Below are 14667 nucleotides of genomic sequence, written 5' to 3'. Positions count from 1 at the left end.
GCTAACGCCGAATCAAGCCCTTGCCTTCCATGCGCCAGACCAGCAAATCGATGCGGTCCTGGCCGAAGAACGGCTCGTTGTCGAACACGAAGGTCGGTACGCCCCAATGGCCGGAGCCGGCATGGTCCTTCTCGTTCTCCGTGATCACCTGCTCGTAGCGATCCGGGTCTGCGGTGATCGCGGCATCCATTTCGGCGAGATCAAAGCCTGCCTTGTCGGCGGCGCGCGCGAGATGATCGCCCTCATTCCAGCCCGCCACCGAGCCGTCCCACAGCACGCGGGCGATCGCATCAGTGAATGCGAGCGAGCGTCCCTCGAGCTGCGCCATGGCACCAAGCCGGGTCAGGCGGTGGATGTAGGGCTGCTCCGCCGCGACGTCGAACGTCACCTTGTCCTGCACGATCGGATCCGGCCTCGGAAAGCGGAACGGAATGCCCTCGTGCTGCGCCACGCGCGTGCTGTCGAGCACCACATAGCGAATGAAGTTCGGACTGGCCTTCTTGAAAAACCCGGGCACACGGACTGCCAGCGGATAGACCGGCCGCAAATTCACCGCCAGATCGTAGTCTTCGACGAGCTTTAGCGTCTTGGGGAGCGCCAGATAGCTGAACGGGCTGCGAAAGGAGTAGAAGAGGTCGACCGAGAGCGTCATCGCGCCGGCTCTGCGATCCGGCTCATCATGCCGCGGACCACGAGCTTGTGGAAGGGCATAATAACCGCAAGGTAGGTGCGGCCGAGCAGATTATGCGTCCGCACCAGGGTAGTCGAGGTGACCTGCCGTCCCGTCGCTTCGCCTGTCACATCGACCACGAGCCGAAAATCGAGGTGGGAATCGTCGAAGCCGGCGACCAGCCGTTCCGGCGTTTCGCTGAGCACCGGAAACGGGCCGATCAAACCGCCCGGCGCCGGCGCGCCCTCGCCCGATGTCTTCAGACCGAATGGCGCCACCAGAATATTGCGCAGGCGCATCAGTGCATCGATCCAGCGCAGTCTGTGCAACACCATCCTGGTGCAGGCCTCGCGGGCATTCACCGGTGCTGTGCCGATCTCCACGCGAAAGGCGTCGATGAAATGCGCACCGGCAAGCAGCGTGCCGGCATCGACATTGGGAGTGACTTCGCGGACGGTTCCGTTCATCACGCCAGTTTGCGCGTCAGCATCCGGAAGCGCAAGATCAGAAGCCCGGCATAGACGAACGATCCGATCGACAATCCGATCCAGACACCGACCGCGCCGAGATCGGCGTGAAAGGCAAGCCACCAGGCGATCGGAAAGCCCACGCACCAATAGCCGATCGCGGCGAATACCAATGTCATCCTGGTGTCATTGATGCCGCGCAGCGCGCCGCCCATGATGGTCTGGATAGCATCGGCGATGAAGAAGGTCGCGCCGACCAGCAGCAGCTTCGCTGTCAGCTCGACGCTCGCCATGCTCGCCTCGCCGCTGCCGAAGAACAGCCGTCCGAGCTGATAGCGGCCGAAGATGATCGCGACGGTCAGGGCCGAGACGAACGCGATCCCGATCATGGCCGCGACGAGACCTGCGCGCTTCACCGCTGTCGGGTCACCGCGGCCGAAGGCATGGCCGACCCGCACGGTGGCCGCCATGCCGATGCCGAGCGGGACCATGAACAGCACGGCGGTGACCTGGAGCGCGATCTGATGCGCCGCGAGCGCCGTGGTCGAGATCAACCCCATCAGCAGCGCCGCCGAAGAGAACAGGCCGTATTCCAGCAGCAGCGAGAACGAGATCGGGGCGCCGATCGCGATCAGTTTTCGCATCAGAGGCCAGTCGATCCGCCAGAAATGGGCAAGCGGACGATAGTCCGCGAACGGCGTGCGCAGGCCCGCAATGGCGAGCGTGGCGACGAACGTGCCGAGATTGACCAGCGTTGTCGCAAGCCCCGCGCCGAACAGGCCGAGCTCCGGCAGGCCGAACAGGCCATGGATCAGGACGTAGACCAGCGCGGCATTGACGGGGATCGCCGCGAGCGTGATCCACAGCGGGGCCTGCGGCCGGTTCACCGCGCTCATCATGCTGCGTAGCGCGATGAAGCCGAGCGCCGGCGCGATGCCCCAAGCCAGCCCGTTTAGATAGCGCTGGGCGAGCGCGGCCGAGTGCGGCGCCTGACCGAGTGCGACCAGGATGTGCTCGCCATAGAGCGGCGAGGCCATCATCGGCAGCGAGATCAGCAACGCGACCCACAAGCCGACGCGCAACGAGCGGCGGATACGTCTGACATCGCCGGCGCCAAAGGCCTGCGCGACGAGCGGCGACACCGCAGCCATCAATCCGAGCCCGAACGTGAAGCTGACGAAATAGACCGTATGCGCCAGCGCTGCCGCGGCGACGGCGCTCTCGCCGAGCCGCCCGATCAGCGCGAGATCGGTCGTGATCATCGCGATCTGCCCGAGCTGCGTCAGCATCATCGGCACGGCCAGCCGCAGCGTCTCGACGAATTCGTCGGCGAGAGGATTTAGCGGCACGCCGGCTTGCGGCTGCGTACGGGGTTGGATGGTGTCGAGCATGGCCGGGTCAATAGCACAGCCGGGCGACGAAAACATGGCTTCCGCTTCTTCCCCTCTCCCCTTGCGGGAGAGGGTGGCTTGCCGCGTAGCGGCGAGACGGGTGAGGGGTTGTCTCCGCGAGTCCATCTCTTGCGATGTGAATTTGCGGAGAGAACCCCTCATCCGGCGCTTCGCGCCACCTTCTCCCGCAAGGGGAGAAGGAAAAAGCGCCTCAGCCCTTCCGTTCGGGCACGCGCCTGATCTTCGCGCCGAGCGCATTCAGCCGTTCGTCGATGCGTTCGTAGCCGCGCTCGATCTGGTCGGCGTTGTTGATCGTGGAGGTGCCCTCGGCGCAGACGGCCGCGAGTAGCATGGCCATGCCGGCGCGAATGTCGGGTGAGGTCATCGTCGCGCCGTGCAGCCGGCTGGGGCCTGCGATGATGGCGCGATGCGGGTCGCACAGCACGATGCGCGCGCCCATCGCGATCAGCTTGTCGACGAAGAACATCCGCGATTCGAACATCTTCTCGAACATCAGGATCACGCCCTCGCATTGCGTGGCGGTGACGATCGCGATCGACATCAGATCGGCCGGGAAGGCCGGCCAGGGCTGGTCTTCCAGCTTCGGCACGTGGCCGCCAAAATCGTCCTGGATCTTCAGCGTCTGGTTCGAGGGCACGATGAGATCGTCGCCCTCGATGCGGCAGACGATGCCGAGCCGCTCGAACCCCATCCGGATCGAGCGCAGATGCTCGACGCCCGCGCGCGTGATGCGAAGCGGCGAACGCGTCACGGCCGCAAGCCCGATCAGCGAGCCGACCTCGATATGGTCGGGCTGGATCCGGTAGGTCGCACCGCCCAGCGTCGCCGGACCGTGCACGATCATGGTGTTGGTGCCGATGCCCTCGATCCCAGCGCCGAGCGCGACCAGGAAATTGGCGAGGTCCTGCACATGCGGCTCGGACGCGGCGTTGCGCAAATACGTGGTGCCTTCGGCGGCGACGGCCGCGACCAGCGCGTTCTCGGTCGCGGTCACGCTGGGCTCGTCCAGGAACACGTCGGCGCCGGTCAGTTTCGAAGCGCGGAATTCGAGTCGGTCGGTCGCGGTGACCTTAGCCCCCAATTGCTCGAGCGCCAGCACATGCGTGTCGAGCCTTCGGCGGCCGATGACGTCGCCGCCGGGCGGCGGCAGCATCACTTCACCGCAGCGGGCGAGCAGGGGACCGGCGAGCAGGATCGAGGCGCGGATGCGGACGCACAGCTCAGGATCGAGATCGGCGGCGCGGATGCTCTTGGCGTGAATATGAAGCGTGTTGCGAGCCGTCCATTCCGCCGCCGCGCCGACCGAGCGGATCAGTTCGACCAGCGTCTCGGTGTCGCGGATCCGCGGCACGTTTTCCAGCGTCACCGGATGCTCGGTGAGCAGGGCTGCGGCGATGATCGGCAGCGCCGAATTCTTGTTGCCGGACGGCTCGATCGAGCCCGAGAGCCGGTGACCGCCCTCGACGATGTACTGGATGGGCGCCACGGGGTTCTCGCTGTCCTGTTGGTGGGGCGGGTTTCGAGGCGGAAACTACAGAGAATTGAGCGCGGTAGCAATTGCGCCGGCCGCGGCTCGAGCCTGCCCGAAGGGCCTTAAAACAGCCCGATGATATTCGCCACCACATAGAGGATCGCGATCAGAATCAGCGCGCCGATCACGACAAAGGAGATTTCGATCGCGACGGCGCCGGTGCCGAGCGTGGCCGCCACGGCCGCGAGGAGCCGTTCCTCCCGAAAAATGAGCGCAAGGACCGAGAGCAGGATCGCGAGTAGGCCGAGCGAGATCGCGGTGACCGAGGAGGCTTCGCTCCAGCTTCGTCCAGCCGATTTCTCGACCTTCGGAGCCTGATACTCCATGCCCTTCATCCGCGCGATCACGCGGTCCTTGATGCGGTGTCCGGTGTCGACGATGACCTGATCCGCCGGTGGTGGCGGAAACACGAGCGGCACCACCCAATGCGGCAACACCGCCGCCATCAGCGCCAGCATGCCGACAATGCTGCCGATGATGCCCAGACGGCGAGATGGCACAGCGGAACTGGTTGCTACGGAGCTGGTCATGGCGTGGCGCTTCCCGGCCGGAACAGGTCTCGCGGGTTCATGCCACTTCGTCGCGATCGCGGGTGGTGAGGTTCAGGGGGAGCCGAGCACAAGCTCCTGACGGCTCGGCCTCGTGGTTCGAGACGCGCCGCAGGCGGCGCTCCTCACCATGAGGGTTTAGAGTTTCGCGCGAAGCGAGACCTCATCCTGAGGAGCCCGCCAAAGCGGGCGCGCGAAGGATGGGCCGCAACAAGATCGCCGGTACGACCGATCTCAGATATCGATCGTCGCGCTCAGCGAATGTTCCTGGATGAAGTCGCGGCGCGGTTCGACCACGTCGCCCATCAGCTTGGTGAAGATGTCGTCGGCCTCGTCGACCTCCTTGACCTTCACCTGGAGCAGCGATCGCGCATTGATATCCAGCGTCGTTTCCCAGAGCTGTTCCGGGTTCATCTCGCCCAGACCTTTGTAGCGCTGCAGCGTGACGCCCTTGCGGCCGGCGTCGGTGACGGCCTCGAACAGATCGACCGGCCCGTAGACCATATGCTCGACGTCCTTGCGCCGCAGCTTGCCGGGGCGGGCATAAACGTCCTGGAGCTTCACCGTGTACTCGTCGAGCTTGCGGGCTTCGACCGAGCCCAGGAAGGCATCGTCGATGAGGGCGACTTCCTTGACGCCGCGCACCGTGCGCTCGAACTGGAAACCCTGGCCTTCCGCATATTGACCGATCCAGCCGCGCTCGACCTCGTCGGCGAGTGTGTCGAGCCGGGCGGCGATGTATTGCGCGGCGGCGGCTGCTTTCTCCGGATCGCCGTAGATCGCCTTGTTGAGCACGCCGGTGATGGCGGCCTGCTCGATCACCTTGCGATTATAGCGGGTGTGCAGGCTGCGCAGGATACCGCGGACGGCGCGGGCGTCGTCGACTAGCGAGCGCAGGTCGCGGCCGGTGCGATCGCCGCCGCTGCCGGGAATATAGAGGCAATCGTCTAGCCCGGTGTCGATCAGATAATCTTCCAGCGCCCGCTCGTCCTTCAAATATTGCTCGGACTTGCCGCGGTTGACCTTATAGAGCGGCGGCTGGGCGATGTAGAGGTAGCCGCCGTCGATGATCTCGCGCATTTGCCGGTAGAAGAAAGTGAGCAGCAGCGTGCGGATGTGGGCGCCGTCGACGTCGGCGTCCGTCATCACGATGATCTTGTGATAGCGCAGCTTCTCGATCGAGAACTCGTCGCTGATGCCGGTGCCGAGCGCGGTGATCAGCGTGCCGATCTGCTCGCTGCCCAGGATCTTGTCGGGACGCACGCGTTCGACATTGAGGATCTTGCCGCGCAACGGCAGCACAGCCTGGAATTCGCGGTTGCGGCCCTGCTTGGCGCTGCCACCTGCCGAGTCACCCTCGACGATGAAGAGCTCGGATTTCGCCGGGTCCTTCTCCTGGCAATCGGCAAGCTTGCCGGGCAGCGAGGAGACCGAGAGCGGGCTCTTGCGCGTCAGCTCGCGCGCCTTTCGCGCGGCTTCGCGGGCGGCTGCCGCCTGGATCACCTTGCCGACGATCATCTTGGCTTCGGAAGGATGCTCCTCGAACCAGGCCTGCAGCGCCTCGTTGAGCACGTTCTCGACCACGGGGCGCACTTCCGAGGACACCAGCTTGTCCTTGGTCTGCGACGAGAATTTAGGGTCCGGCACCTTCACCGAAAGAACGGCGGTGAGGCCTTCGCGGCAATCGTCGCCGGTGAGCGCGATCTTTTCCTTTTTCGCGTTGGCCTCCGCATAGCCGTTGACCTGGCGCGTCAGCGCACCGCGGAAGCCGGCGAGATGGGTCCCGCCGTCGCGCTGCGGGATGTTGTTGGTGAAGCACAGCACGTTCTCGTGGTAGCTGTCGTTCCACCACAACGCGGCCTCGACGCCGATGCCGTTGGCTTCCGCGCGCACCATGATCGGCGCCGGCACGATCGCCTTCTTGTTGCGGTCGAGATATTTGACGAATTCCTCGACGCCGCCGGAATAGTGCATCTCCTCGCGCTTCTCGACGGCGTGACGCATGTCGGAGAGGGCGATGTTGACGCCGGAGTTGAGGAAGGCGAGCTCGCGCAGCCGGTGCTCCAGCGTGGCGAAATCATACTCGATGTTCTTGAAGGTTTCGGTCGAGGCCTGGAACGTCACCTCGGTGCCGCGCCTGCCGGGCGCGTCGCCGACCACCTTGAGCGGCGCGACCGCATCGCCATGGGCGAATTCGATGTAGTGTTCCTTGTTGTCGCGCCAGATGCGCAAGCCGAGCTTGCTCGACAGCGCGTTGACGACGGAGACGCCGACGCCGTGCAGGCCGCCGGAAACCTTGTAGGAATTCTGGTCGAACTTACCGCCGGCATGGAGCTGGGTCATGATGACCTCGGCTGCCGAGATGCCTTCGCCCTTGTGGATGTCGACGGGAATGCCGCGGCCGTCGTCGCGCACGGTGACGGAATTGTCGGCATTGAGTACGACGTCCACGCGCGTAGCATGACCCGCGAGCGCCTCGTCGATCGCGTTGTCCACGACCTCGTAGACCATGTGATGCAGGCCCGAGCCGTCATCGGTGTCGCCGATATACATGCCGGGGCGCTTGCGAACGGCGTCGAGACCCTTCAGCACGCGGATCGATTCCGCCCCGTAATCGCTCGGATTTGAGGGTTCGTTTTCGGCAGGCGTCTGCCGAGCAGGTTCTGTCATGAGAGGCCTTCGAGATGTCGCCCGAATCAGCGGCGCAAAAGGCGCTGATATGCAGGCTATTTGTGCCACGAAAGACGGATTGCGCCTAGCGCAAAGTATCTCCCGGCAAGTCTTTGATGAGATAGGGTTTTTGAGCCTATTTTCAAGCCTCACGATGGCCGATTCCGGCCGCTGCAAAAAGCCTGATTCTAGGCCCTGTTTTTAGCCCTCAGAGACGTGGATTTTGCGGGGCGGAGAAGCGATCTGAGAGGGCCGTGGCGCCCCGGAACCGGCCAGCGGGTTCAGTAGATCTGATCCGGCTTCTGATCGTCGTCATCCCACCTGAGGGACCAAGCTTCGCCCGCAGCCAGGGTGATGGTGTCGGTACGCGACAGATGGCCGGACACGCGCAGCTCGTAGGAATAGGTGCCAGGCGGCAGATCCAGCGTTTGTGGGTGATTTGCGCCGCCCGCGATCTTGACGGTCCTATCGTTGATCGTGAGCGAAGCCACGTCAGGTACAAGATAGCCGAATATCAGCCGCGCTTGTCCGGCTATCGGTAGGAAGTTGGCCTTGGCCGCGGCCTCGGTATTCCGCTGCACAAGCTCGACCGTGGTCTCGTCCTTGGCACGGGCCAGCTTCAGGGTGGCCGGCCCCTTTGGGGAGACGAAGGCGAGTTGAGCGTGATCGGCGGCGACCATCGTGCCGTGCGGCTTTTCCTCCCAGCCGCGCTTTGCGAGCTCCGTGCGGTAGAAGGCCAGCACATCGCTGAGCTCGGCTTGCACATGGGTTTCGTATCCGACACGCAGCGGGACTTCAATGCCGGTCGCACGGGTGGTTTTGGAGGCGAAGAAGTTGTGTTGCTTCGGCACCGGCATGTCGGCGCCGGGATCCGCCGGTGTGAGTGCGGCCGAAGTTTGCGGCCATGGATGTGGTATCCATCCGCCCGCGCTTGCGGCGGCCAGACCGCCTGCGAGAAGCACGACGCCGCACAGCGGCAGCAAGCGGCGTGCCGGCCCTCTCATCATGCGCCTTACGGTCGCCATCTCCGTTCTCCGCATCAGCGCCCCTGGCTCAATACATCTGCAGCGGCAGCACGTCTCCGCTTGGTCCCACCAGGAGGCCCCAGGCATCGCCGGCGGCTACGGTGAGCGTCTCGGTGCGAGCAGGACGTCCGGGCAGGCGCAGCGCGTACTGGTACTTGCCGGGCGGCAGATCGAGCATCGGGCCTTTTGGCGACTGCGGACCGCCGGCGCCGGCCGCGATCTTCACGGTCTGATTGTTGATCGTCAGCGATGCTTCCTTCGGCCCCATATTGCCGAGCATCAATCTCGCCTGTCCCGCCTTCGGCATGATGTCGGCCTTGGCCGCGGCCTGCGGATTTCGCTGCATCAGGCTGACCGTCGTCTCGTCCCTGGCGCGGCCGAGCTTCAGCACGGCCGGTCCCTCCGGCGAGGTGAACGCGAGCTCAGCCCGCTCGGCCGTCACGATCGCGCCGTCGGTCTTTTCCTGCCAACCCCGCTTGGTCAGCTCCGCGCGATAGAACGCGAGGACCTCGCCAAGCTCGGCGGGGACGCTGGCTTCGAGCTCGGTCCGGAACGACTGGTCGCTGCCGGGGAATTTCGTGGAGCTTAATCCGGTCGAACTGCGCTGTGTCGGCACCGGCAGGGCGGAATCGGAATCGGGCGTGAGCGGCTCCCTCGATTTGGTCTGGACCGCCTTAGCCTGCGTCGATTTGGCCTCGACGGGCTTCGCCGCGGCGACGACCAGACCGGAGCCGTTGGCGCTGACGTTCACCTTCGGCCCCATCTGCATCACGGTCATCGAAATCGACTTGCCGCTCTTGGAGAATTCCATCATCGCCATGTTGGGCTGGTTGATGACGGAGGGCTGCTCTTTCCAGCCCGCTGGCTTGAGCGATGCGCGATAGAACGCGGTGAGCGCCTTCACGCTCGAGGTCGAGGAGAATTCGAGCCTGCCGTCCTCGCCCTCGAAGTTCACGCCTTCGGCGTTTTCGGGCAGCGGCACCGGAGTCTTGCTGTCGGCGAGCGCATTCAGCGGCGCGTCAGACAATGCGGCCGCCTGCACCTTGCGCCTTGCTTCGTCGGCGGTGATCAGCTGCTTGGCCGCACCTAACGCGTCCCCAAGGAACTTTTCGTCCGCCTCTTTCTTCGCCTTTGCACGGGCGGCAAGCGCGGATCCCTTCACCTGCACGGTGAGGCTGACCATGGTGAAATCGTATTTGCGGCCGAGCCGCAGCACGCCGGTTTCCTCCGCCGAAGAGATCTTGATCGCGACCTCGTCGCCGGGCGCGAGTGGCGCGCTGCCGTCCTCCTGCCAGCCGCGCGCGGCAAGCTCGCGGTGATAGAAGGCGAGCACGGCGGGCAGCTCGGCCATCGCGGCGGCCGACATCTCGCGCTTGTCGGAGCTTGCGCTGCCGAGGCCCCTGGCCGTCTTGGTCGGGCTCGGCCGCGGCAGGCCGGCCAGATCGCTATCGGCCTTGAGCTCGCTGGGTAGGGCGAAGGGCGCGACCCGGATATCGACATTGGTGCGGCCATCGTCGCGGCGCGTCAGCGTCAGCATTACAGGCTTCTGCTGATAGAAGCCGGTCTCCTTGCTATCGGCGTGCGCGTAGAACGCGCGCAGGCCGTTGGGAGCGGTTTCATCCAGGCTGGTCGTCCAGCGCGCAGCGGTTTCCGGCGTGAGCTTCTGCCAGCCGATCGCAGCCATCTGGCTGGCATAGAAACCCGACGTTGCATCGAGCGGCGTCGGCGCGACGCAGCCGAGATAGGGTCGGGTCCCGTCGAACACGATGTCGCTTGCGCCTTCCGGAAACGGCACGTTCCCGTAGATCCGGTCGGTCGTGTAGTAAACCACGGACTGGTCGGGCCGGCCGGGCGCCTGCGTGAAATGAACGGAAAGGCCCTGTCGTCCCTTCCTGAACTTCAGCAGGGTGCTTTTCTCCTCAAGCGGCATCACATAGGACACCCAGCCGTTGGCGCTCAGGAGCTTTTGGATCGCGGGCAGTGTCACGGCCTGCGGCGTCGGTACGCGATATTCGACGCGATAGGGATCGGGGCGCGAGGTGTCTTCCACCGCACCTTCGAGCTGCGGCAGCGCGTGGACGTCGACGACGCCCTCGTCGGCGCCGGCTGCGATCGAGCAGCTCGCCATCAGGAAGAGACCGCATGCAAGCAGCCGCCATCGTGCCGGGACTTGCATCCCGCGCGGGATCATCGCCATCGTTACGTCTCCAGGATGCGGCGCGTCGCCTGGGCGCGCGCGATTGCAACGGCTGCGACACCGTCGGCGAGCCTCAGACGAGAAGTCGCGGCAGGAACCGGGCAGGTTCAAACATCCCGGACCAGTCAATACAGCTGGAGCGGCGACCATGCCTCGCCGTCGCGCCCGACGGTGAGCTCCCAGGCGTCGCCGGCCGCGACGGTGAGGATGTGGGTCCGAGCCGGACGGCCGGGCACGCCCAGGTCGTAGGAATATTTGCCGGGCGCCAGATCCAGCGAGACGGCGTCAGCGCCGGCGGCGCGCTTGATGGTCCGCGCGTTGATCCCGAGCACGGCTTCCGTCTCGCCGATGTTGCTGAACACCAGCTTCGCCTGGCCCGGTTCGGGTATGACATTCGCCCGGGTTGCAGTATCCGAGTTCTTCTGGACGAGATGGACCAAGGTGCTGCTGTCCTTGCGGCCGAGCTCCAGCATGGCCGGCCCGAGCGGAGAGACGAACGCGAGTTGCACGTGATCGGCGGAGACGACGGCGCCATCGAGCTGCTCCTGCCAGCCGAGCTTTGCGAGCTCCCTGCGGTAGAAGGCGAGAACGTCGCTGAGCCCGGCGGGCACGGTGGCTTCGAGCTTGACGCGAAGCGGCGCTTCGACGCCCCGCATCAGGGTGGTGTGGATCCCTCTAAAGCTGTAGCGGGTCGGTGCGGGCAGCCTGGCATCGGGATCCGGCGTGAGTTCGGCCGAAAACAGCGGCTGCGGCATCCAGGCGCCGGCGCTCGCCGCGAGCATGCACGTCGCGAGCAAGACGATGCCGCACGCAAACGCCCACCATCGTGCCGAAGCCTGCGCCCCGGACCTTGCCGTCCGCATCTCACTCTCCAGGGGTCTCGCGCGTCCAGGGTATCGCGCGTGATGTCATTGCGCGATTGCAAAACGGCTGCGACACCGTCGCCGCCGCCTCCGGCAACTAGTCGCGGCGGAAATGGGGCTGGTTCAACGGCGGCGACTAGCGCCGGGCCGATACCTGTCCGCTTTCGACGTCAAAGATCTCGCCCCCAGCGCCGATCTCGGCGAAGGCGGCGGGGTCTGCGCCGGTCAACCACACCTGCGCGCCGAGTTTGCGCAACTCGTCGAACAGCGCCGCGCGCCTATTAGGATCGAGATGCGCGACGACCTCGTCGAGCAGCAGCAGCGGCACGATGCCGGTCATCTCGGCGACCAGGCTCGCATGCGCCAGCACCAGCCCGATCAGCAGCGCCTTCTGCTCGCCGGTCGAGGCATCGCGCGCCGGCATGCTTTTCGGCGCGTAGATCACCTGCAGATCGGTGAGATGCGGACCATCCGTGGTGCGGCCGGCGATGGCGTCACGCGGACGGTTGTCGCGCAGGATCTGGCGGTAGCGGTCCTCGACCGAGGTCGCGGTCTCCGTCAGCAGCGCGTTCTCCATCCAGCCGTCGAGCGCGATCTGCGCCGAGGGGAAGGCGGAGGCCTGCGCGCGCGCGTTCAGCATGCCGGTGAGACGCGCCGCGGTCTGGCCGCGGGTTGCGGCGACCGCGACCGCGAGCTCCGCGGTCTCGCGCTCGATCGCGTCACACCAATGGTCGTCGTAATTGCGCGTCTCGAGCAGGCGGTTGCGCGAGCGCAGGGAGCGTTCGAGCGCGGAGATGCGGCTGGAATGGTCGCTGTCGATGGCAAGCACCAGGCGGTCGAAGAAGCGCCGCCGCTCGGATGCCGCTCCCATGAATAGCCCGTCCATCGCCGGCGTCAGCCACACCATGCGGATGTGGTCGCCGAACGACGCCGCCGAATTGACCGGTTCGCGGTCGATCCGGCAGCGCCGGCTGACCGGGCTATCTGCGCGCGGCGGATCGATGCCGGTGCCGAGCGTGGCGAGGCCCAGCGCGCCCTCGACCTGTGCCGACACCGCCCAGGAGCCGTCGCCCTGGTTGTCGGCGACGTCGTCCAGCGTCGCGCGCCGCAGGCCGCGTCCCGGCGACAGGAACGAGATCGCCTCGATGCAATTGGTCTTGCCCGCTCCGTTCGGCCCGACCAGCGCCACCAAGTCAGCCGCCGCCTCGAGCCCCGCCGCCCGGTAATTACGAAAATGCGTCAGCGTCAGGCGATGAATGCGGGAGGGGGTCATCAGGTCTTCGTCATGGCCGCGATTCTTCCCCTCTCCCCTTGTGGGAGAGGGTGGCGCCTCACGAAGTGAGGCGACGGGTGAGGGGTATGTTACCGCAGGGCGAGCTTTGCAAGAACGTCGTCCAATACAGAGGTGGGCCGCTGCAACACGTCATTGTTCCAGTAGCGCGCGATGACAAAGCCTTCAGCGGAGAGAGCCGCATCACGCGCTGCATCGCTTCGTGACTCTGCGTGCTGACTGCCGTCGATCTCGATCACGAGGCGCTTCTCGAAGCAGACGAAGTCGAGAATGTAGCTTTTGAACGGAACTTGTCGGCGAAGCTTGTAGGCGGACAATCGACGATCCCTGAGCAGGCGCCACATTGCGGCTTCCGCATCCGTCGGCTCATGCCGCATGTTCTTCGCGAATTGGCGGAGACGCTTGGGGACCGGCCGATGGGATGGCTCCTGCGGCACTAACCCCTCACCCGACTGAGTTGGCATCTGCCAGCCGAGCAGCCCTCTCCCACAAGGGGAGAGGGCGCAGCAACGGGCATCGCGCTTGTTTCGAGAAGAGTAGCTGCCGCTTCACGAAGCGAAGCCGGGTGAGGGGTTGCCTCCACATAGATGGTATCGCGAGAGGACTCCTCACACCCGCATCGGCATCAGCACGTACAGCGCGCTCTTGTCGTCGCGGTCTTGCACCAGGGTGGGCGAGCCGGGGTCGGCGAGCCGGAGCGTTGCGACGTCGCCTTCGATCTGGGCGGCGATGTCGAGTAGGTAGCGGGAGTTGAAGCCGATATCGAGGGCGTCGGAAGCGTATTCGACTTCGAGCTCTTCGGTCGCGCTGCCGGAATCCGGATTGGTCACCGACAGCACCAGCTTGCCCGGCGACAGCGAGAGTTTCACGGCGCGCCCACGCTCGCTGGAAATCGTCGAGACGCGGTCGACCGCGTTCTCGAAATCCTTCTTGTCGACGACGAGTTCCTTGTCGTTGCCTTGGGGGATGACGCGGCCGTAATCGGGGAAGGTGCCGTCGATCAGCTTCGAGGTCAGCACCACATTGCCGATGGTGAAGCGGATCTTGGCCTGCGACAGCTCGATCGTGACCTCGGCCTCGTTGTCCTCGATCAGGCGCTGCACCTCGCCGACGGTCTTGCGCGGCACGATCACGCCGGGCATGCCCTCGGCGCCCTTGGGCTGGACCAGGTCGAGCTGGGCGAGGCGGTGGCCGTCGGTGGCGACGCCGCGCAAAGTGGCGGCTTTGGCCGAGCCTGCGGCATGCAGATAGATGCCGTTAAGATAATAGCGGGTCTCCTCCGTGGAGATCGCGAACTGGGTGCGGTCGATCAGCCGCTTGACGTCCTTGGCGGCGAGGCTGAACGAATGCGACATGTCGCCAGCGGCGAGATCCGGAAAATCGTTCTCCGGCAGGGTCTGCAGCGTGAAGCGGGAGCGGCCGGCGCGGATCGCCAGCACGGCGCGGTCGCCGTCGGCCTCGAGCACGATCTGCGAACCGTCCGGCAGCTTGCGCACGATATCGTAGAACATGTGCGCCGGCACGGTGGTGGAGCCCGCGGTCGCGGTTTCCGCCGCGAGCGTTTCGGTGACCTCGAGGTCGAGGTCGGTCGCCTTCAGCGACAATTTCGCGTTCTCGGCCCTAACAAGCACGTTGCCGAGGATCGGAATCGTGTTGCGGCGCTCGACCACGCGGTGGACGTGGCCCAGCGACTTCAGGAGTTGCGCGCGTTCGACCGTAACCTTCATTGCACTACTCGCCCGATCCCCAAGGAAACACAAATCTGGAAAAGCCGGGCGGCGGGACGCGCGCCACGGCACCGAAGACCCCGGAAGGCCGGATCATCCAGCCGATATGACCAAAGCCGTCAGGGTCGCGCAAGGTGGCGCGGATGGCCCCCGGATTCAAGGGATCGGGAGGCAGTTCCCCACGATTTACCGATGTTTCCGCAACGCGCTGAACGCCTCGCCGGGCATGACGACCTCCGATGCAGCTTGGGATGGGGCCGGAAGCA

General features: G+C 65.4%; 12 protein-coding genes. All 12 read right to left on the bottom strand.

The annotated features are described in order from the left end of the window. Window position 1 precedes the first annotated feature (1 nt). On the bottom strand, window positions 2–652 hold the full coding sequence (locus AC0L27_RS27230) for a 2-hydroxychromene-2-carboxylate isomerase (protein WP_354205782.1): 651 nt from the start codon (window positions 650–652) through the stop codon (window positions 2–4). Continuing rightward, window positions 649–1137 carry a DUF2867 domain-containing protein gene (locus tag AC0L27_RS27225; RefSeq protein WP_354205784.1) on the bottom strand — a complete coding sequence of 163 codons (489 nt, stop codon included), beginning with the start codon at window positions 1135–1137 and terminating at the stop codon, window positions 649–651. The genes AC0L27_RS27230 and AC0L27_RS27225 overlap by 4 nt, the downstream gene beginning before the upstream one ends. After that, the gene (locus AC0L27_RS27220) at window positions 1137–2528 is read right to left on the bottom strand and encodes an MATE family efflux transporter (RefSeq protein ID WP_354205786.1); all 1392 of its coding nucleotides are present in this window, start codon (window positions 2526–2528) and stop codon (window positions 1137–1139) included. The genes AC0L27_RS27225 and AC0L27_RS27220 overlap by 1 nt, the downstream gene beginning before the upstream one ends. Window positions 2529–2739: 211 nt before the next feature. Then, a complete protein-coding gene (gene murA, locus AC0L27_RS27215) occupies window positions 2740–4035 on the bottom strand; it encodes a UDP-N-acetylglucosamine 1-carboxyvinyltransferase (RefSeq protein ID WP_275168717.1) in 1296 nt (431 codons plus the stop codon). Window positions 4036–4142: 107 nt separating this feature from the next. Further along, window positions 4143–4610 (bottom strand): hypothetical protein, encoded by a 468-nt coding sequence (locus AC0L27_RS27210; protein WP_275168716.1) that lies wholly within the window; start codon window positions 4608–4610, stop codon window positions 4143–4145. A 252-nt stretch (window positions 4611–4862) separates the two neighbouring features. After that, on the bottom strand, window positions 4863–7298 hold the full coding sequence (gyrB, locus tag AC0L27_RS27205) for a DNA topoisomerase (ATP-hydrolyzing) subunit B (protein ID WP_473320877.1): 2436 nt from the start codon (window positions 7296–7298) through the stop codon (window positions 4863–4865). Window positions 7299–7579: 281 nt separating this feature from the next. Continuing rightward, entirely contained in the window at window positions 7580–8155 is a 576-nt protein-coding gene (locus tag AC0L27_RS27200) for a hypothetical protein (protein ID WP_342761028.1), read from the bottom strand. Window positions 8156–8351: 196 nt separating this feature from the next. Further along, window positions 8352–10520, bottom strand: a complete 2169-nt coding sequence (locus tag AC0L27_RS27195; protein ID WP_354205790.1) for a hypothetical protein — start codon at window positions 10518–10520, stop codon at window positions 8352–8354. A gap of 125 nt (window positions 10521–10645) precedes the next feature. Next, on the bottom strand, window positions 10646–11383 hold the full coding sequence (locus AC0L27_RS27190; protein ID WP_354205792.1) for a hypothetical protein: 738 nt from the start codon (window positions 11381–11383) through the stop codon (window positions 10646–10648). Window positions 11384–11519: 136 nt separating this feature from the next. Beyond that, entirely contained in the window at window positions 11520–12656 is a 1137-nt protein-coding gene (recF, locus tag AC0L27_RS27185) for a DNA replication/repair protein RecF (protein ID WP_354205794.1), read from the bottom strand. 89 nt (window positions 12657–12745) lie between these two features. Next, the gene (locus AC0L27_RS27180; RefSeq protein WP_275168705.1) at window positions 12746–13111 is read right to left on the bottom strand and encodes an endonuclease domain-containing protein; all 366 of its coding nucleotides are present in this window, start codon (window positions 13109–13111) and stop codon (window positions 12746–12748) included. A gap of 171 nt (window positions 13112–13282) precedes the next feature. Beyond that, window positions 13283–14401 carry a DNA polymerase III subunit beta gene (gene dnaN, locus AC0L27_RS27175; protein ID WP_007598262.1) on the bottom strand — a complete coding sequence of 373 codons (1119 nt, stop codon included), beginning with the start codon at window positions 14399–14401 and terminating at the stop codon, window positions 13283–13285. Between the last annotated feature and the right edge of the window lie 266 nt (window positions 14402–14667).

The organism is Bradyrhizobium sp. Ken51 (assembly GCF_055807435.1).
This window is presented reverse-complemented; position numbering and strand designations above follow the sequence as displayed.